Source organism: Variovorax sp. CCNWLW186 (assembly GCF_037203865.1).
In the GTDB taxonomy this organism is placed as follows: domain Bacteria; phylum Pseudomonadota; class Gammaproteobacteria; order Burkholderiales; family Burkholderiaceae_C; genus Variovorax.
The window spans coordinates 53,557-73,005 of record NZ_JBBCBO010000004.1 but is presented as its reverse complement, the minus strand read 5'-3'; the positions used below and the strand labels follow the sequence as shown (position 1 = coordinate 73,005).

At 65.4% G+C, this 19,449-nt stretch carries 19 protein-coding genes and 1 tRNA gene; 5 read left to right on the top strand and 15 right to left on the bottom strand.

What is annotated here, in order from left to right; all coding sequences use genetic code 11:
• Positions 1 to 61: 61 nt before the first annotated feature.
• The 7 genes from V9K97_RS06345 to yaaA all read right to left on the bottom strand — a co-directional run bounded on the left by V9K97_RS06345 (position 62) and on the right by yaaA (position 6,396).
• A complete protein-coding gene (locus V9K97_RS06345; protein WP_258504600.1) occupies positions 62 to 949 on the bottom strand; it encodes a LysR family transcriptional regulator in 888 nt (295 codons plus the stop codon).
• 18 nt (positions 950 to 967) lie between these two features.
• The gene (locus V9K97_RS06340; RefSeq protein WP_258504598.1) at positions 968 to 1,858 is read right to left on the bottom strand and encodes a LysR substrate-binding domain-containing protein; all 891 of its coding nucleotides are present in this window, start codon (positions 1,856 to 1,858) and stop codon (positions 968 to 970) included.
• 79 nt (positions 1,859 to 1,937) lie between these two features.
• The gene (locus V9K97_RS06335) at positions 1,938 to 2,867 is read right to left on the bottom strand and encodes an SDR family NAD(P)-dependent oxidoreductase (protein WP_337317042.1); all 930 of its coding nucleotides are present in this window, start codon (positions 2,865 to 2,867) and stop codon (positions 1,938 to 1,940) included.
• A gap of 112 nt (positions 2,868 to 2,979) precedes the next feature.
• Entirely contained in the window at positions 2,980 to 3,867 is an 888-nt protein-coding gene (gene queF / locus V9K97_RS06330; protein WP_337317040.1) for an NADPH-dependent 7-cyano-7-deazaguanine reductase QueF, read from the bottom strand.
• Positions 3,864 to 4,763, bottom strand: a complete 900-nt coding sequence (locus V9K97_RS06325; protein WP_337317038.1) for an alpha/beta fold hydrolase — start codon at positions 4,761 to 4,763, stop codon at positions 3,864 to 3,866. Before V9K97_RS06325 ends, queF begins: the two co-directional genes overlap by 4 nt.
• A gap of 9 nt (positions 4,764 to 4,772) precedes the next feature.
• Complete coding sequence (locus V9K97_RS06320; RefSeq protein WP_337309511.1) at positions 4,773 to 5,612, bottom strand: 2OG-Fe(II) oxygenase; 840 nt, start codon at positions 5,610 to 5,612, stop codon at positions 4,773 to 4,775.
• Between the two features lies 1 nt (position 5,613).
• Positions 5,614 to 6,396 (bottom strand): peroxide stress protein YaaA, encoded by a 783-nt coding sequence (gene yaaA, locus V9K97_RS06315; protein WP_337317036.1) that lies wholly within the window; start codon positions 6,394 to 6,396, stop codon positions 5,614 to 5,616.
• A gap of 108 nt (positions 6,397 to 6,504) precedes the next feature.
• Here yaaA and V9K97_RS06310 point away from each other — a divergent pair, with 108 nt between their 5' ends.
• Together V9K97_RS06310 and galU are read left to right on the top strand one after the other, a co-directional pair.
• The gene (locus V9K97_RS06310; RefSeq protein ID WP_337317033.1) at positions 6,505 to 9,402 is read left to right on the top strand and encodes a valine--tRNA ligase; all 2,898 of its coding nucleotides are present in this window, start codon (positions 6,505 to 6,507) and stop codon (positions 9,400 to 9,402) included.
• A gap of 107 nt (positions 9,403 to 9,509) precedes the next feature.
• Positions 9,510 to 10,400: a UTP--glucose-1-phosphate uridylyltransferase GalU gene (galU, locus tag V9K97_RS06305; protein WP_258504589.1), complete on the top strand. Its 891-nt coding sequence runs from the start codon at positions 9,510 to 9,512 to the stop codon at positions 10,398 to 10,400.
• A 63-nt stretch (positions 10,401 to 10,463) separates the two neighbouring features.
• Here galU and V9K97_RS06300 read toward each other — a convergent pair whose 3' ends face one another.
• From V9K97_RS06300 to cysM, 3 genes are read right to left on the bottom strand one after another with little or no spacing between them, the layout of a single operon-like run.
• A complete protein-coding gene (locus tag V9K97_RS06300) occupies positions 10,464 to 10,691 on the bottom strand; it encodes a sulfurtransferase TusA family protein (protein WP_337317031.1) in 228 nt (75 codons plus the stop codon).
• Positions 10,681 to 11,259, bottom strand: coding sequence for an NUDIX domain-containing protein (locus V9K97_RS06295; protein WP_126745658.1), 579 nt, complete (start codon positions 11,257 to 11,259; stop codon positions 10,681 to 10,683). The genes V9K97_RS06300 and V9K97_RS06295 overlap by 11 nt, the downstream gene beginning before the upstream one ends.
• Positions 11,260 to 11,268: 9 nt before the next feature.
• Positions 11,269 to 12,171, bottom strand: coding sequence for a cysteine synthase CysM (cysM, locus tag V9K97_RS06290; RefSeq protein ID WP_337317029.1), 903 nt, complete (start codon positions 12,169 to 12,171; stop codon positions 11,269 to 11,271).
• Between the two features lie 130 nt (positions 12,172 to 12,301).
• Between cysM and V9K97_RS06285 the strand changes: the two genes are divergently transcribed.
• Positions 12,302 to 12,386: transfer RNA gene (locus tag V9K97_RS06285), tRNA-Leu, on the top strand.
• 16 nt (positions 12,387 to 12,402) lie between these two features.
• On the opposite strand, the gene V9K97_RS06280 is transcribed toward V9K97_RS06285, so the two are convergent.
• Positions 12,403 to 13,335, bottom strand: coding sequence for an SDR family oxidoreductase (locus V9K97_RS06280; protein ID WP_337317028.1), 933 nt, complete (start codon positions 13,333 to 13,335; stop codon positions 12,403 to 12,405).
• 64 nt (positions 13,336 to 13,399) lie between these two features.
• On the opposite strand from V9K97_RS06280, the gene V9K97_RS06275 reads away from it, so the two are divergent.
• Together V9K97_RS06275 and V9K97_RS06270 are read left to right on the top strand one after the other, a co-directional pair.
• Complete coding sequence (locus tag V9K97_RS06275; RefSeq protein ID WP_337317026.1) at positions 13,400 to 14,464, top strand: CDP-6-deoxy-delta-3,4-glucoseen reductase; 1,065 nt, start codon at positions 13,400 to 13,402, stop codon at positions 14,462 to 14,464.
• 31 nt (positions 14,465 to 14,495) lie between these two features.
• The gene (locus V9K97_RS06270) at positions 14,496 to 15,473 is read left to right on the top strand and encodes a Bug family tripartite tricarboxylate transporter substrate binding protein (RefSeq protein WP_337317024.1); all 978 of its coding nucleotides are present in this window, start codon (positions 14,496 to 14,498) and stop codon (positions 15,471 to 15,473) included.
• Positions 15,474 to 15,492: 19 nt separating this feature from the next.
• On the opposite strand, the gene V9K97_RS06265 is transcribed toward V9K97_RS06270, so the two are convergent.
• The 4 genes from V9K97_RS06265 to V9K97_RS06250 are packed head-to-tail and all read right to left on the bottom strand — an operon-like array spanning position 15,493 to position 19,209.
• Complete coding sequence (locus V9K97_RS06265; protein ID WP_207309959.1) at positions 15,493 to 16,266, bottom strand: ABC transporter ATP-binding protein; 774 nt, start codon at positions 16,264 to 16,266, stop codon at positions 15,493 to 15,495.
• A 10-nt stretch (positions 16,267 to 16,276) separates the two neighbouring features.
• Positions 16,277 to 17,050: an ABC transporter ATP-binding protein gene (locus V9K97_RS06260; RefSeq protein ID WP_124957304.1), complete on the bottom strand. Its 774-nt coding sequence runs from the start codon at positions 17,048 to 17,050 to the stop codon at positions 16,277 to 16,279.
• Positions 17,051 to 17,069: 19 nt separating this feature from the next.
• Positions 17,070 to 18,266, bottom strand: coding sequence for an ABC transporter permease subunit (locus V9K97_RS06255; protein WP_157612705.1), 1,197 nt, complete (start codon positions 18,264 to 18,266; stop codon positions 17,070 to 17,072).
• 13 nt (positions 18,267 to 18,279) lie between these two features.
• Positions 18,280 to 19,209 (bottom strand): branched-chain amino acid ABC transporter permease, encoded by a 930-nt coding sequence (locus V9K97_RS06250; protein ID WP_126745652.1) that lies wholly within the window; start codon positions 19,207 to 19,209, stop codon positions 18,280 to 18,282.
• Positions 19,210 to 19,449 lie beyond the last annotated feature (240 nt).

Genomic DNA, 19,449 nt, shown 5'->3' with positions numbered 1-19,449 from the left:
GCTGCGGGGAACAATTCGTTTTTGGCGGACACGAGCCTTCGCGCCGCGCGAAGGCCCGGGCTCAGTCGGGCCGGCCCAGATGCTCCAGCACCGAGCGTGCTGCCGCGGTCAGGTCTTGCTGCCGCCGCACGCACAGAAGATGGCGCCGCACCGCCCACGGAGCATCGAGCTTCAGGCAGCGCAGCTTCAATATCTGCAGCTGCGGGAGGATGGCCGCATAGGGCAGCACGCCGATGCCCACGCCCTGCTCCACCATGCGGCAGACCATGTCGAAGCTGCCCACCTGCATGCGCACCTTGAGCGGCATCTGCGCCTCCAGCGCCGCGTTCAGCAGCACGCGGTGCAGCGCCGTGCCTTCGCGCACCACGATATGGTCGTGCCTCAGCACCTCATCGACGCCTATACGCTTGCGCCTGGCCAGCGGATGGTCGCGCGCCACCACCACGGCGAGCTCATCGCTGCGGTAGGGCAGGCATTCGAGCGTTTCGGCGGGCGTGTGGCCTTCGATGACCCCGATGTCGGCCAGGCCGGCCTGCACCGCCTTCACAACCTCGGTGCTGGCGCGCTCCTGCAGGTCGATCTTGAGCACGGGATGAAGCCGCAGGAACGAGCCGATCTGCGCAGGCAGGAACTGCGCAATGGTGGACGCGTTGGCCGTGATGCTCACCACGCCCGCCACGCCATTCTGAAAGTCGTCTAGCTCCGCGCCCAGCCGGTCCATGGCCGACAGCACGGCGCGCGCATGCAGCAGCAGACCGTGGCCGGCTGAGGTGAGCGTGACACCGCGCGCATGGCGCACCAGCAGGGGCAGCCGCGCGCGGGCCTCGAGATCGGAGATGCGCTTGCTCGCGGCTGCCAGCGCAATATGGCAGCGCTTGGCCCCTTCGCTGATGCTGCCGTGATCGGCCACGGCCACGAACAGGCGCAGCGACTTCAGGTCGGCGGACATGGCTGCACGCCTTTTTGTTCAGGACATGACGAGGTGATCGAACAGCTCGCGCGCCGAAGCGGGCAACTGCTCGCGGTCGCGTGCAATCAGCTTGAGTTCACGCTCCGCCCATGCATCGCTGAGCGCGACGGTAGAGATCTGCATCGCCATCGACAGCCGCTGCGCCGATGAAGCCGGCAGCACGCCGACGCCCACGCCCGCCTCGATCATCAGGCAGATGGCTTCGAAGCTGCTGACCTGGATGCGCGGGTTGAAGCCGCGGCCGGCCAGTTCGGCGCGGCGCTGCAGAAAGCGGTGGATGGCGCTGCCGTGGTGCAGGCCCACGTGCTGCTCGTCGAGCGTGTCGGCAAAAGCCACCGAAGGCGCCCCTGCTAGGTGATGCGTCTTGGGGACCACCAGCACGAGCTGGTTGCTGCCGAAGGGGCGCGCATCGAATTCGCCGGTGTGCACATCGCCCGCCAGAATGCCGATGTCTGCCTCGCCGTCGGCCACCGCGCGAACGATCTCTTCGCTCAGGTATTCACGCAGATCGACCTGCACCGCCGGATGCTGCGTGAGAAAACCCGCGAGCTTCTGCGGCAGGTATTCGGTGATCGACGTGGTGTTGGCGAACACGCGCACGTGGCCCTTGATGCCCTTGCCGAAGTCCTGCATGTCGCAGCGCAGGTGCTCCATCTGCTGCATTACGCGCTTGGCGTGATAGAGCACCGCCTGCCCCGCGGCCGTCAGGCTCACGCCCTGGGCGCTGCGGTGCAGCAGCTTGCCGCCCACGGCCTCTTCCATCTGCTTGATGCGCGTGGAGGCCGCCGCGAGCGAGATGCAGGCTTTCTCGGCGCCGCGGGTGAGGCTGCGCGCGTCCGCCACGTAGACGAACAGTTTCAGGTCGAACAGGTCGAAATGCAGGTTCACCGGACAAGCGCGCCAAGAAGGAAAGAAGCGTGCATTGTCGGGCGAATGGCGCTGTATGCGCCCTTCTCGGGGTTTGACCTCAGACCGGGTCCCAGCTGAACACGTCCGCCGACCGATCCAGCGGATAGAAGCTCGCGCGCATGGCGGGCATGGCGTGCTCGGCAATGCTCTCGGGCGTCCAGCCTTCGGAGCGGTGAATGGAGCGCACCGGCCGTGGCTGGCTGATGAGCGAGATCTCGTTGTTGCGCACCGCAAATATCTGGCCGTTGACCGCGCCGGCCGCATCGCTCGCAAGGTACACCGCGAGCGGCGCCACCTTGGCGGGCGTCATCTGCTTGATCTTGTCGACACGGGCGCGCTGCTCGTCGGTGTCTGTGGGAATGGCGCCGATCATGCGGCTCCATGCGAAGGGCGCAATGCAGTTGGAGCGCACGTTGAACTTGAGCATGTCGAGTGCAATCGACTTCGACAGTGCCGCGATCCCGAGCTTGGCCGCCGCGTAGTTGGCTTGGCCGTAGTTGCCGATGAGGCCCGAGGTCGAGGTCATGTGCACCATGGCGCCCGAGTTCTGCTCCTTGAAGTGCGTGGCCGCCGCGCGGCTCACGTAGTAGGCGCCGTAGAGGTGCACCTTGATCACGGCGTCCCATTCGTCGACCGACATCTTGTGGAAGAAGCGGTCGCGCAGGATGCCGGCGTTGTTGACCACGGCATCGATGCGGCCGAAGCTCTCGACCGCGCATTCGACGATGCGCGCCGCACTGGCCGCTTCGGCCACGCTGTCGGTGTTGGGCACGGCCTGGCCGCCCGCGGCGCGGATTTCGTCGACCACCTGCTGCGCGGGGCCTGCGCTGCTTGCCGCGCCGCCGCCTCCGGCGTCGAGTGCCCCGTCGAGCGCGGCACCGATGTCGTTGACCACCACCTTGGCGCCGCTCTTCGCCATTGCCAGCGCAATGTCGCGTCCGATACCGCCGCCCGCGCCGGTGACGACGACCACTTTTCCTTCAACCATGTGTGTCTGCTCCGGAAATCCGCCCGCAGTTCACGGGCAGTTCCAGAATGCCACAGGGGGCGGCTGGCGAGTTCCGGATTTCCGAAGAGGGGCTTCGGTGGCGCCCTCTTCGTTATTGCCGCGCGGTGCGGATGTTCGGCGGCAGCGCCTGCGGCCAGCTGGTGCGGAACGGATTGATGTCGAGCCCGCCGCGCCGCGTGTAGCGCGCATACACGGCGAGCTTGGTCGGTTTGCAGCGGTTCCAGATGTCCGTGAAGATGCGCTCGGCGCACGGCTCGTGAAACTCGTTGTGGTTGCGAAAGCTCACGATGTACGCCAGCAGGCCGGCCTGGTCGATGGCGGGGCCGCTGTAGCGGATCTGCACGCTGCCCCAGTCGGGCTGGCCGGTGACGAGGCAGTTGCTCTTGAGCAGGCGGCTGGTGAGCGTTTCATTCACCGGCGGCTGGGTGGTGTCGCTCGACAGCAGCTCGGGCGCGGGCTGGTAGTGGGTGCACTCGATGTCGAGCCGGTCGAGGTCGAGCCCGTCGAGTTCATGCACCGGCTCGCGGTCAAACATGTCGGGCGCGAGCAGCTTCACGCCAATGCCGGCGGATTGGTCGCTGCCGCGCCAGAGCGCCTCGGTCAGGTCGGCGCGCATGAGGTCGCGCACGGCGTCGATGCTTGCAAAAGCGGTGCTGTTGAAGCTGTTGAGGTACAGCTTGAACGACTTGCTCTCGATGATGTTGGGCGTTTCGCAGGGAATGGTGAAGTGCGCGATGGCCAGCTGCGGCTTGCCGCGCAGGTTGAGCCAGCTCACTTCGAACGCAGTCCAGAGATCGGCACCGAAGAAAGGCAGCGCGCCGGCGGCAATGCCCATGGCCTCGCGCTGGGTGGCGCGCGCAATCGGAAAGAGCAGCGAGGCGTCGTACTTGTCGGCGTAGTCCGAGGCGCGGCCCAGTTGCGACTGCTCGGGCGTGTTTGGGTTTGGGTTGGGGGTGGGGGGAATGTTGTCCAGGCTCATGGCTTGTGGTGTTCTTCGGCCGCGTGCAGGAACGGGGCGATGTGATTGACGAGGATGGCGCACACCTCGGGCGGCAGGTCGTGGCCCATGCCGGGAATGCTGACGAATTTCGAGCCCGGAATGCGCTTGGCGGTGTCTTGCCCGCAGACCATGGGCACCAGCGCATCGGCTTCGCCGTGCAGCACCAGCGTCGGGCACTTGATGCGCGGCAGCACTTCGGGCCGGCGCGAATCGGCGCCGATGGCGAGCATCTGGCGGAACATGCCCGCCGGGCGGTAGGCGCGGCGCATGCTGAAGGTAAGGCGCTCGGCCAGTTCTTCAGTGCTTTGCGGGTAGGCGGGGCTCTGGATGAGCCTGAGCAGCTTGATGCTGTGCGCCACCAGTTCGGCCTCGCCGCCGCCCAGCGGACGGCGCAGCAGCATGGCGGCCACATCGCTACGGGGCCCGGGCAGGCCGCGCGCACCGCTCGAGCTCATGATGCTCACGAGGCTGGTCACGCGGTCGGGTGCGTCGGCGGCCAGGTGCTGCGCGATCATGCCGCCCATCGAGGCGCCAATGACGTGCGCATGCTTGATGCCCAGTGCGTCGAGCACGCCGAGCGAATCGCGCGCCATGTCTTGCAGGGTGTAGGCCGAACGCACCTGCAAGCCCAGCCGCTGGCGAATGCTCTCCCACACGATGTTGCCGGTGCCCGCGTGGTCGAAACCCTGGCTCAGCCCGATGTCGCGGTTGTCATGCCGCACCACGCGAAAGCCCGCATCGACCAGCGCCTGCACAAAAGGCTGCGGCCAACCGACGAGCTGCATGCCCAGGCCCATGATGAGCAAGGCGACCGGGCGCCCTTCGCCGCCGGTGTCTTCGACCTCGATCTGCAATCCGTTGGCTTGGAGCTTCATGGGTTCGTTCTATTTGAATTCGCGTTCGCGCAGCCACTTGGTGGCCACCCATTTCTCGCCCGCGAGCACCGGTGCGCCGCCGTGCAGCGTGCGGGTGGCGGGGTCGGGTTCGTCGTAGCTGAAGAACACGCCGGTGCCACGCACGGGCGCCACTTCCAGGCCGACGTCCGGGAAGGTGGTGGCGCCGCCCTGCTCGGGCTCCTGCAGGTACATGACCAACGTGGCCACGCGCTGGCCGCCGCGCTTGAGGATGGTGGGCGTGCCGGGCTCGCCGGGGTCGAAGTAGTCGTAGTGCGGGCGGTACTGCGCACCGGGTGCGTAGCGCAGGATCTGCAGGCCCTCGCCAAACTCCACCGGCCAGCGAAGCAGCGCGGCAATGCGCTGCTCGAGGCGCGCGACGATTTCGTTTTCGCCGCGCTCGAAGAACATGCCGTCGCTGGTGCGGTCGACGTTCAGCACCTCGCCGCCGGTGCGGGTTTCGACCGTGAGCGAGCGCGCAAGGCGCACGCGCGCGGCGGCAATCAGGCCTTCGCACTCCTCAGGCGACAAGAGGTTGCCGAAGACGACGACACGCGGATGCTGCATGGTGTGCAGCACCTGAACGCGGCGGTCGCCAGCGTCGATATAGAGCGGCGCGCCTTCGAGATTGGGGCCGGGCATGTCGGTGCGGCGCGGCTTGGAAACCTCCACATGCGGGAACCCGGCCTCGAGCTGCGCCAGTGCGAGGTCGGTGGCGGCGTCTTGCCAGCCGGCCGCGCGCATCGAGGCGCGCAGCGCGGGCACCGAATGTCCCGCCGCGAGCTGCGACACCAGCCATTCCCTCAGCTCGGGACTGATCGCCTGTGACATTTCAAGTCTTCCTTCTGAACACCAGCTTTTCGGCCGTCGACACGCCGGCGTCGAAACCATAACCTTCGAGATCGAATTTTTCCAGCGCCTTGGGCGTGGCGGCCTTGTGCAGCACCGCCCAGCGCGCAAGCAGCCCGCGGGCGCGCTTGGCGTAGAAGCTCACGATCTTGTACCTGTCGCTCTTCCATTCCTCGAACACGCATTCGACCACGCGCGCCTTGAGCACCTTCAGGTCGACCGACCGGAAGTATTCCTGCGAGGCGACGTTGACCACCACGGGCGTGCGGTCCGCGGCCAGGCGCTCATTCAAGTGCTCTGCAATGCGCGAGCCCCAGAAGGCATACAGGTCCTTGCCGTGCTTGTTGGCAAGCGGCGTGCCCATCTCGAGCCGATAGGGCTGCAGCAGATCGAGCGGGCGCAGCAGGCCGTAGAGGCCGCTCAGGATGCAGACATGCTCCTGCGCCCACTCCAACTGAGCGGGCGTGAGCGACCGGGCGTCGAGACCGCCGTACACGTCGCCATCGAACGCGAAGGCGGCCTGGCGGGCGTTCTTCGGCGTGCTTTTGCCGGCCCAGGCGTGGTAGCGGGCCACGTTGAGGGTGGAGAGCTTGTCCGACAGGTGCATGAGCTCCGAGATCTGCTGCGGCGACTTTTCGCGCAGCAGCTTGATCAGTTCGGCCGAAGGGCCGCGAGGGGCCTCGAAATGGGGTTTGGTGGCGGGGATTTCATCGGGAACGGGCGTGTCGTAGTCGAGCGACTTCGCAGGGGAGAGCAGAAACAGCATTCGCGGAATTATCGGGCGCGCCGATGACGGGGTACCGCCCCGGTAAAATCACCGCCATTCCCACCCTGTGACCGACGGCACCCGCGGGTGCCGTTTTGCATTCTCCCCATGAGCGAATCCACCACTCCCACCGCCCAACCTGGACTGGACAGCCTGTCCAAATCGTTCGAACCCGCCGCCATCGAGGCGCACTGGGGCCCGGAGTGGGAAAAGCGCGGCTATGCCAAGGCCGGCTTCCGCGGCACCCAGCAGCCCAAGGAAGGCGCCGATTCCTTCGCCATCCAGCTGCCGCCGCCCAACGTGACGGGCACGCTGCACATGGGGCATGCGTTCAACCAGACCATCATGGACAGCCTCACGCGCTACCACCGCATGAAGGGCGACAACACGCTGTGGGTGCCGGGCACCGACCATGCGGGCATTGCAACGCAGATCGTGGTGGAGCGGCAGTTGCAGGAACAAAAAATCAGCCGCCACGACATGGGTCCCACGCCCGCCGAGGCGCGCAAGAACTTCGTTGCCAAGGTGTGGGAGTGGAAGGAAAAGAGCGGCAACACCATCACGGGCCAGATGCGCCGGATGGGCGACACGGTCGACTGGAGCCGCGAATACTTCACGATGGACGAAGACCTGTCGAAGGTGGTCACGCAAACCTTCGTCTCGCTGTATGAAGAAGGCCTGATCTACCGCGGCAAGCGCCTGGGCAACTGGGACCCGGTGCTCAAGACCTCGGTGAGCGACCTCGAAGTCGAAAGCGAAGAGGAAGACGGCTCGCTCTGGCACATTGCCTATCCGCTCGAGGACGGAAGCGGCACGCTCACCGTGGCCACCACGCGGCCCGAGACCATGCTCGGCGACACGGCCGTGATGGTTCACCCCGAGGACGAACGCTACAAGCACCTGATCGGCCGGCGCGTGAAGCTGCCGCTGGTGGACCGGTTGATTCCCATCATTGCCGACGACTACGTCGACAAGGAATTCGGCACCGGCGTGGTCAAGGTGACCCCCGCGCACGACTACAACGACTACGCCGTCGGCCAGCGGCACAAGCTGGAGCTGATCGGCATCCTGACGCTCGACGCGACCATCAACGACAACGCGCCCGAGAAGTACCGCGGCATGGACCGCTTCGTCGCGCGCAAGGCCATCGTGGCCGACCTCGAGGCGCTCGGCCTCATGGTCGAGGTGAAGAAGCACAAGCTGATGGTGCCGCGCTGCGCACGCTCGGGCGCCATTGTCGAGCCGATGCTCACCGACCAGTGGTACGTGGCCATGACGCGCCCAGGTGCCGACGGCCAATCCATCGCGCAGAAGGCCATCGACGTGGTGAAGACCGGCGAGGTGCGCTTCGTGCCCGAGAACTGGGTCAACACCTATAACCACTGGATGGAGAACATCCAGGACTGGACCATTTCGCGCCAGCTCTGGTGGGGCCACCAGATTCCGGCCTGGTACGACGACGAAGGCAATGTGTACGTGGCGCACGACGAGGCGGAGGCGCAAGCCAAGGCACCGGGCAAGAAGCTGCGCCGCGACGAGGACGTGCTCGACACCTGGTATTCGTCGGCGCTGGTGCCCTTCTCTTCGCTCGGCTGGCCCGAGAAGACCAAGGACCTGGAGCTGTACCTGCCCTCGAGCGTGCTGGTAACGGGCTACGACATCATCTTTTTCTGGGTCGCCCGGATGATCATGATGACCAAGCATTTCACCGGCAAGGTGCCGTTCAGGGACGTGTACATCCACGGCTTGGTGCGCGATGCGCAAGGCAAGAAGATGAGCAAGTCCGAAGGCAACGTGCTCGACCCGGTGGACCTGATCGACGGCATTGCGCTGCCCGAACTGCTCGACAAGCGCACGCAGGGCTTGCGCAAGCCCGAGACCGCGCCCGCGGTGCGCAAGAACACGCAGAAAGAATTTCCGGACGGCATTCCGGCCTTCGGCGCCGATGCGCTGCGCTTTACCTTCGCGTCGCTCGCATCGCTGGGACGCAGCATCAACTTCGACAGCAAGCGCTGCGAGGGTTACCGCAACTTCTGCAACAAGCTCTGGAATGCCACGCGCTTCGTGCTGATGAATTGCGAGGGCCAGGATTGCGGCCTGCGCGAGCACACCAAGGAAGAGTGCGCGGTCGGCGGCCCGGCGCACGGCTACCTGAAGTTCAGCCGCGCCGATTTCTGGATCGTTTCGCAGCTGCAGCGCGTTGAGGCCGAAGTGGCCAAGGGCTTCGAGGAATACCGGCTCGACAACGTGGCCAACGCCATCTACCAGTTTGCCTGGGACGAGTTCTGCGACTGGTACCTGGAGATTGCCAAGGTACAGATCCAGACCGGCGACGATTCGCAAAAGCGCGCCACGCGCCGCACGCTGATCCGCACGCTCGAAGCGCTGCTGCGCCTTGCGCATCCGGTGATTCCATTCATCACGGAAGAGCTTTGGCAGAAGGTGGCGCCGGTGGCCGGACGCAAAGGCGAATCGATCATGGTGGCGGCCTATCCGAAGAGCCAGCCCGAAAAGATCGACGAGGCGGCCGAGGCGCATGTGGCGCGGCTGAAGGCGCTGGTCGATGCCTGCCGCACGCTGCGCGGCGAAATGAACGTCTCGCCCGCGGTGCGCCTGCCGCTCTATGCGGTGGCCGACGATGCCGAAGGCGCGGCGTTCCTGCGCGATGCGGCGCCGGTGCTGCAGGCGCTGGCCAAGCTCAAGGAAGTGAAGGTCTTCGACGACGAGGCTTCGTGGTCGGCGGCGGCCGAAGCGGCGCCGGTGGCCGTGGTCGGCACGGCGCGCCTGTGCCTGCATATGGAAATCGACAAAGCCGCCGAACGTGCGCGCATCGGCAAGGAAATTGCTCGCATCGAGGGCGAGATCCTCAAGGTGAACAGCAAACTGGGAAATGAAGCCTTTGTAGCTAAGGCGCCGCCCGCCGTGATCGAGCAGGAACGCAAACGTCTGGCTGACTTCACGGCCATGCTGGAGCGGTTGGGCGAACAGCTTAGGCGCCTCGGCTGACACACATGGATCGGGCCTGGGTTTAGCATGGCAACGGCGGCTTTTTGTGCCGCCGTTGACTGTAAAACCTTCTTCTTCAACCGAACGAACCGACGCCCAATCTGTCCATGCCCACTCCCTCGACACGCATCCGCAAGGCCGTATTTCCTGTTGCAGGTTTCGGCACCCGCTTTCTGCCCGCCACCAAGGCGCAGCCAAAGGAAATGCTGCCGGTTGTCGACAAGCCACTCATCCAATATGCGGTTGAGGAAGCCTACGCGGCGGGCATTCGCGACATGATTTTCGTAACTGGCCGAAACAAACGTGCCATCGAAGACCACTACGACACCGCCTACGAACTCGAGAGCCAACTCGAGGCCAGCGGCAAGCACGCATTGCTCGAAATTGCACGCTCGGTGATGCCCGACGACATGACCTGCTCCTACGTGCGCCAACCGCGCATGCTGGGCCTCGGCCATGCGGTGCTGTGCGCCGAACACCTGGTCGGCAACGAACCCTTTGCCGTGCTGCTGGCCGACGACTTGATGGTCGGCCCGGTAGGCGGTGCACCGGTGCTCGCGCAGATGACGGCTGCCTTCGGCAAGCTGGGCGCCTCGGTGCTGGCAGTGCAGGAAGTGCCGCTCGAGCACGTGAAGCGCTACGGCATCGTGGCCGGCGAATCCATCGGCGACGATCTCGTGAAGGTCGACCGCATGATCGAGAAGCCATCGCCGGACAAGGCACCTTCGCGCCTCGGCGTGGCGGGCCGCTACATCCTCACGCCGGGTGTGTTCGACGAGATCCGCAACCAGCCCAAGGGCGCGGGCGGAGAGATCCAACTCACCGACGGCATTGCGTCGTTGATGAAGAAGGAATCGGTCTACGCCTATGCCTACAAGGGCATCCGCTACGACTGCGGCAGCAAGGAAGGCTTTCTGCAGGCCTCGGTGGAGCTTGCGCTGGCGCATCCGGAAGTGGGCGCGCAGTTCCGCGAATACCTGAAGAGCCTGGAGCTCTGAAAGAAAGAAAAAAGAAAAGGCCCCGCGGGGCCTTTTCTTTTGCCGGTCAGTTTTTGCTGCTGCTCAGCGCCTTTTCAGCACGTGGATGAAGTCGGTGCCGACGGTCTGCTGCTCGACCAGTTCGTTGCCTGTCTGGCGCGAAAAAGCCTGAAAGTCGCGCAGCGAGCCCGGGTCGGTCGACACCACCTTCAGCAACTGGCCGCTGGCCATGTCGTTGAGCGATTTCTTTGCCTTGAGGATGGGCAGCGGGCAGTTCAGGCCCCGCGTGTCGAGTTCGCGATCAATTTGCATGCTTCGGCTCCTCGGGCGGCAAGTTCAGGCCGCGCCGCCGCTCTTCGTTTTCCGCCGCGGTAAAGAACACCGGCTCGTGTCCTCGCGTGCGCAGCCAGTCGGCCAGCGCGTAGCCGGTGCCGGCGGGCCAGCACTTGAGATCGGGCAAGTCGTAGAGACGATAGTCCAGCAGCTCGGGCGAGAGCTTCACCTCACCGTCGGCCACCACGTGATACGCGATGATGATCTGGTTCATGCGCTGGAAGTCGTACGCGCCCACGAGCTTGGTCGCGCTCACGTCGAGGTTGGTTTCTTCCTTCACCTCGCGCGCAATGCCTTCTTCAGGCGTTTCGCCGGCTTCCATGAAGCCGGTGATCAGCGCGTACATCTTCACCGGCCAAGCGGCGTTTCGCGCCAGCAGCACCTGGCCGCGGTACTCGACGATGGCCGCGAGCACGGGCGTGGGGTTGTTCCAGTGGGTGTGGCCGCAGTTGGGGCAGCGCAGGCGCTCCTTGGCGCCGCCGTCCTCCATCAGCGCGATCCATTCGAGCGGCGTGGCGCAGGCCTGGCAAAACTTGGGATGGGGCATGGATTTCTGTCAGGCGGGGAACACGCCGGTCGAGAGATACCGGTCGCCGCGGTCGCACACGACGAACACGATGGTGGCGTTTTCGACCGTCTTGGCGACCTCGAGCGCCACCCACAGCGCGCCGGCGGCGGAAATGCCGCCGAAGATGCCCTCTTCGCGCGCCAGGCGCCGGCACATTTCTTCGGCGTTGTCCTGGCTCACGCTGATCTCTTCATCGACCCGGCTCGCGTCGTAGATCTTGGGCAGGTATTCGGCCGGCCATTTGCGAATGCCCGGAATGCGCGAGCCCTCGGCCGGCTGCGCACCGATGATGCGCACCGCGGGGTTCTTTTCCTTCAGGAAGCGCGAGACGCCGGTGATGGTGCCGGTGGTGCCCATGGCGCTCACGAAATGCGTGATCTTGCCCTTGGTGTCGGCCCAGATTTCGGGGCCGGTGGTCTCATAGTGGATGCGCGGGTTGTCGGCGTTGGCGAACTGGTCGAGCACACGGCCCTTGCCCTGCGCCACCATCTGCTCGGCGAGGTCTCGCGCGTATTCCATGCCGCCGCTCTTGGGCGTGAGCACCAGCTCGGCGCCGAAGGCCTTCATGGTCTGCGCGCGTTCCACGGACAGGTCCTCCGGCATGATCAGCACCATGCGGTAGCCCTTGATGGCCGCAGCCATGGCCAGCGCAATGCCTGTGTTGCCCGAGGTGGCTTCGATCAGCGTGTCGCCAGGCTTGATTTCACCGCGCTCCTCGGCGCGCTTGATCATCGAGAGGGCGGGCCGGTCTTTGACCGAACCCGCGGGATTGTTGCCTTCCAGCTTGCCGAGGATCACGTTGCCGCGCTTGGCGTTTTCGGCGGCATCGATGCGTTGCAGTGCCACCAGGGGGGTCTTGCCAATGGCGTCTTCGATCGTCGGATAATTCATGGCAACGTCCGCATGGCCGCCCAAAGGACGTTGAGCGCCCCCTCGGGGGGCAGCGAATACACGAAGTGATGAGCGTGGGGGCAATTCATATTCCCACTGTGCCATAATTTTGGGCTTCGTTCAGAACCCTGCCCGGGTGGTGAAATTGGTAGACGCAGGGGACTCAAAATCCCCCACCGAAAGGTGTGCCGGTTCGATTCCGGCCCCGGGCACCACATTTTTGACCGGCATTCAGGCCGCCTCGCGCAGCCCCGTATGCACCGTCGGGTGCGCAAGCCGCACGCGCAGTTCGCGCTTGAGCCGGGTGTTGTCCAGCCGGCGCGATTCCCCCATGAAACTCAGCAATTGCAGCGGTAACTGGCGCTCGGCTTCGTCGCGTGCCACGCGCGGCGGGCGGGGCATGCCGTACATGTCGGCGGCCAAGTCGATGTAGTCGCCCATGCGCAGCTCGGTGTCGTCGGCGGCATGCACGATGCGCTGCGGCCGGCCACGGAACAGCGCCGCCACGCAGGCGCGCGCAAGATCGTCGGCATGAATGTGGCTGGTGAACACGTCGTCCTCCCGCCGCAGCACGGGCGTGCCGCGCTGCAAGCGCTGGCGCGGTGTGCCGCCCTCCCGGTCGGGCGCGTAGATGCCCGGAATGCGCAGGATGCTGGCGCGCACGCCCGCGCTGCGGCCGAGCCAGCGCACGGCGCGCTCGGCGTCCACGCGGCGGTGGGCGCGGGGCGTGTCGGGCCGCACGGTGCGTGTTTCGCTCACGCGCGCACCGCCGCAGTCGCCGTAAACCCCGCTGGTGGAGCCATAGACGAATGCAAGCGGCGTGGACCGCAGTCGCAGTGCACGCGCCAGCGCGGTGGTGCGCTGGTCGCGCCACCAGGCGGCGCCGCCGTCGCGAGCGGGTGGGGCCAGGTGCAGCACACGGCTGGCCACGCCAGCCAGCCGGCGAAGCGTGGCCGGATCGTCGAGATTGCCCACGAGCGGGCGGATGCCGGCCGCCCGCAGCGCCTGCACCCGCTCGGCCGACGAAGTGAGTGCCACCAGCTGCATGCGGCCGCGCAGGTTGCGGGCCACACGCTGGCCGACGTCTCCGCAACCGACGATCAGCAGGCGCTCGCGGCGAAAGCGCGCCGGCAGCGCGCCGGAAGGGCTATTGATTGAAGGCAAAATCCGGGTTCCTTTCCCTTTTTTCTCTTTTCTGCTCCAGGCTGAAACAAGCCGAAGAATACCGATGACTGTTGCAGCGCCGCATGACGCGGGCTTTTCCATCACCGTCGAGCCCAGCGGGCGGCATTTTGTGGTGCATGGCGACGAAACCATTCTCGCGGCCGGCATCCGGCAAGGCATTGGCCTCCCCTATGGCTGCAAGGACGGCGCCTGCGGCTCGTGCAAATGCAAGAAGCTCTCGGGCGAGGTCGAATTGGGACCGCACCAAAGCAAGGCCCTGAGCGCCGAGGAGCAACTGGCCGGCTTCGTGCTGACCTGCTGCGCCCATGCCAAGAGCGACGTGGTGCTCGAGTCGCGCCAGGTCACGGAAGCGGGGGCCTTTCCGATCCGCAAGATGCCCGTGCGGGTGCTGGCGCTCACGCGCCTGTCGCACGACGTGATGAAGCTGCGCCTGCAGCTGCCGGCGGGAGAGCCGCTGCAGTTTCATGCCGGCCAGTACGTGGAATTTATCCTGCGCGACGGCGCTCGCCGCAGCTACTCGATGGCCAATGCGCCGCACACGCTGGGCGAACCCGGCACGGGCATCGAACTGCACCTGCGGCATTTGCCGGGCGGCAAGTTCACCGACCACGTGTTCGGCGTGATGAAGGAAAAGGAGATCCTTCGCATCGAAGGCCCTTACGGTAGTTTTTTCCTGCGCGAAGACTCCAGCAAGCCGATGATCCTGCTGGCCTCCGGCACGGGCTTCGCGCCCATCAAGGCGCTGCTCGAACACATGAAGTTCAAGGGCATCGACCGGCCAGCCTCGCTCTACTGGGGCGGCCGCCGGCCCGAAGACCTGTACATGGACGCCTGGCTGCGCGAGCAACTCGCGGAAATGCCGAACCTGCGCTACGTGCCGGTCGTTTCCAACGCCACGCCCGAAGACAACTGGACCGGCCGCACGGGCTTCGTCCACCGCGCGGTGCTGGAAGACTTTGCCGACCTCTCGGGCCACCAGGTGTACGCCTGCGGCGCGCCGATCGTGGTCGATTCGGCCAAGCGCGACTACGTGGCGCTGGCCGGCCTGCCCGAAGAAGAGTTCTTTGCCGACGCGTTCACCACCGAGGCCGACAAGGCGCTGCCCTGATCGGCCTGCCTCTCTTCGACAACACAGAAAAATGAAAACGAGACACTTCCTCATCACCCTGCTCGCAAGCGCCGCCGCACTGCTTGCCACCGGCCAGGCCGCAGCGCAGCATCAGCGTCCCATTCGCCTTGTGGTGCCGTACGCCGCCGGCGGCCCCATCGACGTGACCGCCCGAATCCTGGCCGAGCGCGTGAAGGACAGCCTGGGCACGGTCATCATCGACAACAAGCCGGGCGCGGGCGGCAACATCGGCGCCGACGCGGTGGCCAAGGCCGCGCCTGACGGACTCACGATCGGCATAGCGGCCACGGCCACGCATGCGGTCAATCCGTGGCTCTACAGCAAGATTCCATTCAATGCGGCCAGCGACTTCGCACCCATCACGCAGATGGTGCGCGTACCCAATGTGCTGGTGATGAACGCTGAAACAGCGCAGCGCCTGAAGATCAACACCGTGGCCGACCTGATCCGCTACGCCAAGGCCAACCCGGCCAAGCTCAACTACGGCAGCGGCGGCAACGGCAGCGCCGGGCACCTGGCGGGCGAGCTGTTCAAGAAGCAGGCCGGCATCTTTGCGCTGCACATTCCGTACAACGGCGGCAATCCGGCGCAGTTGGCCCTGCTGTCGGGCCAGGTCGACTTCAACTTCGACAACCTTGCCACTGCGGCACCGAACATCCGCTCGGGCAAGCTCAAGGCCATTGCCGTCACCACCTTGCAGCGCAGCAGCGCCATGCCCGACGTGCCGCCCGTGGCCGACACGCTCAAGGGCTTTTCGATCGACACGTGGTGGGGGCTGGTGGCGCCCGCCGGCACGCCGCACGACGTGCTTGCAAAGCTCAATCAGGCCTTTGTGGCGGCGCTGAATGCACCGGAAACGAAGACCCGTTTTGCCACCCTGCTGGCCGAGCCGGTGGCCAGCTCGCCGGAGCAGTTCGGCGCGTTCATGAAGAGCGAGCTCTCCAAGTACGAAGCCGTGGTGAAGGCCACCGGCGCAAGGGTCGATTGACCCTCGCCACCCCCGCGGTTTACTCGCCCAGGTAAGCGGCCCGCACGCGCGGGTCACGCAGCAGTTCTTTCGCGTCGCCGGTCATGGTGATGAGCCCCGACTCCATCACGTAGCCGCGGTCGGCCAGCTGCAGTGCGCGGTTGGCGTTCTGCTCCACCAGCAGAATGGTCACGCCCTGCGCGGCCACGGTCTGCACCACCTCGAAGATCTTGTCGCACATGATGGGCGACAGGCCCATGGTGGGCTCGTCGAGCAGCAGCACCTTGGGACGCGCCATGAGCGCGCGGCCCATGGCCAGCATCTGCTGTTCGCCGCCCGACATGGTGCCCGCGAGCTGGTCCTTGCGCTCGCGCAGGCGCGGGAAAGTCACGAACACGCGCTCCATGTCGCTGGCGATCTCGGCCTTGTCCTTGCGGATGTACGCGCCGATCTGCAGGTTTTCGGTGATCGTCATGCGCGTGAACACGCCACGGCCTTCGGGCACCATCACGAGGCCCTCGCTGACCAGGTCCCACGCCCCGCGGCCCTTGATGTTGCGGCCCAGGAACTCGATGCTGCCGGCGCCCGCAGGCAGCGTGCCGGTGATCGCCTTCATGGTGGTGGTCTTGCCGGCCCCGTTGGAGCCGATGAGCGACACCAGCTCGCCTTCATGAACCTCGAAGTCGACGCCCTTCACGGCCTGGATGCCGCCGTAGCCGACCTTCAGGCCGCTGACCTTGAGCAGCGTCTTGCCGGGGGCATTGGCAGCGGTCTTCGGCGGGGTGGCGGTGGTTGTTTCTTCTGCGCTCGTCATCGTCGTCATTTCAGTGTCCTCCGGTGCCGAGGTAAGCCTCGATCACCTTCTCGTTCTTCTGCACGTCGTAGGGCGTGCCTTCGGCAATCTGCTTGCCGTAGTCGAGCACGGTGACGCGGTCGCACAGGCCCATGATGAGCTTGACGTCGTGTTCGATGATCAGGATGGTGCGGTCGTCCTTGCGGATGCGGTCGATCAGTTCGCGCAGCAGCACCTTCTCGGTCGAGTTCATGCCGGCGGCGGGCTCGTCGAGCGCGATGAGCTGCGGGTCGGTGGCCAGTGCGCGCGCAATTTCGAGCCGGCGCTGGTCGCCGTACGAGAGCGTGCGCGCCTTGTAGTCGGCAAACTTGCCGATGCCCACGTAGTCGAGCAGCTCCTGTGCGCGGTCGGCAATGGCCTTTTCCTCAGCCTTGAACGAACGCGTGCGCAGCATGGCGCCGAACACGCCCGAATGGGTGCGGATGTGGCGGCCGACCATGACGTTCTCGAGCGCCGTCATTTCGGAGAACAGGCGAATGTTCTGGAAGGTGCGCGCAATGCCCGCCTTGGCCACTTCATGCACGGCCGTGGGCTGGTAGGGCTTGCCGGCCAGTTCGAAGCTGCCGCTGTCGGGCGTGTAGAGCCCGGTGATCACATTGAAGAACGTGGTCTTGCCGGCGCCGTTGGGGCCGATGAGCCCATAGACCTGGCCGCGCTTGATGGTGATGCCGACGTCGGAAAGTGCCTGCAGGCCGCCGAAGCGCTTGGAAATTCCGCGAACGTCGAGGATGGTGTCTGTCGTCATGTTGATTGTTTCCTTCGGCTCACGGATTGATCGACATGGGACGCGAAGCCGCACCCGGCAACTCGTCGGCGGGTGTCTCGATGCCGGGCGCATGGGTCTGGAGCGAGCCCGGGGCCACGGGGGCGTCCGGGGCCACGCCCTTGCGCTGCAAGGTCTTGCCATGCTCGGGCGAAGGCCAGAGGCCGCGCGGACGCATCAGCATGATGACGATCATGGCCAGCGCAATGAAGAGTTGGCGCAGGATGGACGCGTCGAGGCGGCCGTCGGTCATGGCCTGCAGCGGGCCGGCCACGTAGCGCAGCACTTCGGGCAAGGCCGCCAGCAGCACGGCGCCGAGAATCACGCCCGGCAGGTGGCCGATGCCGCCCAGCACCACCATGGCGACGATCATCACCGACTCCATGAGGCTGAACGATTCGGGCGACACGAAGCCCTGGAAGGCCGCGAACATGGCTCCCGACACGCCGCCGAAGCTCGCGCCCATGCCAAAGGCCAGCAGCTTCATGTTGCGGGTGTTGATGCCCATCGCCTTGGCGGCGATCTCGTCTTCGCGGATGGCCATCCAGGCGCGTCCGATGCGGGAGATCTGCAGCCGGTGCGAAATGATGATCGTGGCGATCACCAGCGCAAGGAACAGGTAGTAGTAGAGCGTGACCGACGAGATCGTGAAGCCGTCGAACTTCCATGCCTTGCCGAGGTCGAGGCCCCAGAACTTGATGGAGTCGATGGCGGTGATGCCCTTGGGTCCGTTGGTGATGTTGATCGGCTGGTCGAGGTTGTTCAGGAACACCCGGATGATTTCGCCGAAGCCGAGCGTCACGATGGCCAGGTAGTCACCGCGCAGCTTGAGCGTGGGCGCCCCGAGCATCACGCCCAGCACCCCCGCCACCACCAATGCCAGCGGTATGACGATGAGCAGCGAGGTGTGCAGCCCGTTCGGGAACATGGCCTTGAACCACGGGAAGGTGTCCGAAAGGTGCGACGAGCCCATGAGCGCGAAGAGGTACGCGCCCACCGCAAAGAAGGCGACATAGCCCAGGTCGAGCAAGCCGGCGTAGCCGACGACGATGTTCAGGCCGAGCGCGAGCATCACGTAGAGCAACGCGATGTCGGCGATGCGCACCCAGGCATTGCCCTGGCTTTGCAGGAAGATCGGCAGTGCGAGCACCGCGACGACGCCGAGGATGTAGAGAGCGAGGTTCTTGCTGTTCTTCATGGTGTGCTGCTCCTCAGGCCCGATCCGCCACGCGCTCGCCGAGCAGGCCGGAGGGCCGCAGCGTGAGCATGACGATCAACACGATGAAAGCGAAGATGTCGCTGTAGTTGCTGCCGAGCACGCCGCCGGTGATGGCACCGATGTAGCCGGAGCCGATGGCTTCGATCAACCCGAGCAGGATGCCGCCGACCACCGCGCCGGCCAGGTTGCCGATGCCGCCGAACACTGCCGCGGTGAAGGCCTTGAGGCCGGGCAGGAAGCCCATGGCGTGCTGCGCAATGCCGTAGTTCGAGGCGTACATGACGCCGGCAATGGCCGCGAGCACGGCGCCGATGATGAACGTGGCCGAAATGACCATGTCGGGGCGGATGCCCATGAGCGCCGCGACGCGCGGGTTCTCGGCGGTGGCGCGCATGGCGCGGCCGAGCTTGGTGTAGTTGACCAGCCACATCAGCACCACGAGCGAGAACGCCGTGACGCTCAGGATCATGACCTGTGTGGGCGAGATCACCGCGCCGCCCACCTCGATGGGCGTGGTCGACAGCAGGTTGGGATACGCCTTGTTGGTGGGCTTCCAGATGATCATTGCCAGCGTCTGCAGCAGGATCGACATGCCGATGGCAGTGATGAGCGGCGCGAGCTTGGGGCTGTTGCGAAGGGGCCGGTAGGCAACCTTCTCGATCACGAAGTTGAGCGTGGCGGCCACCACGCACGCAATGACCAGCGAGATGATGAGGATCAACCAGCCGGGCGTGCCGGGCATCGATTCCTGCATGAGCCCGATGATGGTCCAGCTCGTAAGCGCCCCCACCATCAGCACTTCGCCGTGCGCAAAGTTGATCAGATTGATGATGCCGTACACCATTGTGTAGCCCAAGGCTATCAAGGCATACATGCTGCCGAGGACCAGACCGTTGATGATCTGCTGCAGCAATATTTCCATAACGCGTTCCTATTTATTGCACCGTTGCAGGGTGCCATTCACCCACCGTGGCACCGGTTTGGCACCTTGGCTTGATAAGCAAAAAACCAGCCAACATGTGTCGCTGGCTGATTTGTGGGCGGGATTGTAAGCACGCGCCAGCGCCGATTTGGTGCGCGCTCACCGGGGTTTACCCGCTCAAGTCATGCTATATGTAAGTGAAGCCATGCATCGCACGCACGCAAGCGTGCATGCGGCACG

Bases quoted from the DNA above. Each gene is read 5' to 3' on its own strand.
- V9K97_RS06345 (WP_258504600.1), bottom strand. From the start codon at position 949: ATGTCCGCCGACCTGAAGTCGCTGCGCCTGTTCGTGGCCGTGGCCGAT.
- V9K97_RS06335 (WP_337317042.1), bottom strand. From the start codon at position 2,867: ATGGTTGAAGGAAAAGTGGTCGTCGTCACCGGCGCGGGCGGCGGTATC.
- queF (WP_337317040.1), bottom strand. From the start codon at position 3,867: ATGAGCCTGGACAACATTCCCCCCACCCCCAACCCAAACCCAAACACG.
- V9K97_RS06325 (WP_337317038.1), bottom strand. From the start codon at position 4,763: ATGAAGCTCCAAGCCAACGGATTGCAGATCGAGGTCGAAGACACCGGC.
- V9K97_RS06320 (WP_337309511.1), bottom strand. From the start codon at position 5,612: ATGTCACAGGCGATCAGTCCCGAGCTGAGGGAATGGCTGGTGTCGCAG.
- yaaA (WP_337317036.1), bottom strand. From the start codon at position 6,396: ATGCTGTTTCTGCTCTCCCCTGCGAAGTCGCTCGACTACGACACGCCC.
- V9K97_RS06310 (WP_337317033.1), top strand. From the start codon at position 6,505: ATGAGCGAATCCACCACTCCCACCGCCCAACCTGGACTGGACAGCCTG.
- galU (WP_258504589.1), top strand. From the start codon at position 9,510: ATGCCCACTCCCTCGACACGCATCCGCAAGGCCGTATTTCCTGTTGCA.
- V9K97_RS06300 (WP_337317031.1), bottom strand. From the start codon at position 10,691: ATGCAAATTGATCGCGAACTCGACACGCGGGGCCTGAACTGCCCGCTG.
- V9K97_RS06295 (WP_126745658.1), bottom strand. From the start codon at position 11,259: ATGCCCCATCCCAAGTTTTGCCAGGCCTGCGCCACGCCGCTCGAATGG.
- cysM (WP_337317029.1), bottom strand. From the start codon at position 12,171: ATGAATTATCCGACGATCGAAGACGCCATTGGCAAGACCCCCCTGGTG.
- V9K97_RS06275 (WP_337317026.1), top strand. From the start codon at position 13,400: ATGACTGTTGCAGCGCCGCATGACGCGGGCTTTTCCATCACCGTCGAG.
- V9K97_RS06270 (WP_337317024.1), top strand. From the start codon at position 14,496: ATGAAAACGAGACACTTCCTCATCACCCTGCTCGCAAGCGCCGCCGCA.
- V9K97_RS06265 (WP_207309959.1), bottom strand. From the start codon at position 16,266: ATGACGAGCGCAGAAGAAACAACCACCGCCACCCCGCCGAAGACCGCT.
- V9K97_RS06260 (WP_124957304.1), bottom strand. From the start codon at position 17,050: ATGACGACAGACACCATCCTCGACGTTCGCGGAATTTCCAAGCGCTTC.
- V9K97_RS06255 (WP_157612705.1), bottom strand. From the start codon at position 18,266: ATGAAGAACAGCAAGAACCTCGCTCTCTACATCCTCGGCGTCGTCGCG.
- V9K97_RS06250 (WP_126745652.1), bottom strand. From the start codon at position 19,209: ATGGAAATATTGCTGCAGCAGATCATCAACGGTCTGGTCCTCGGCAGC.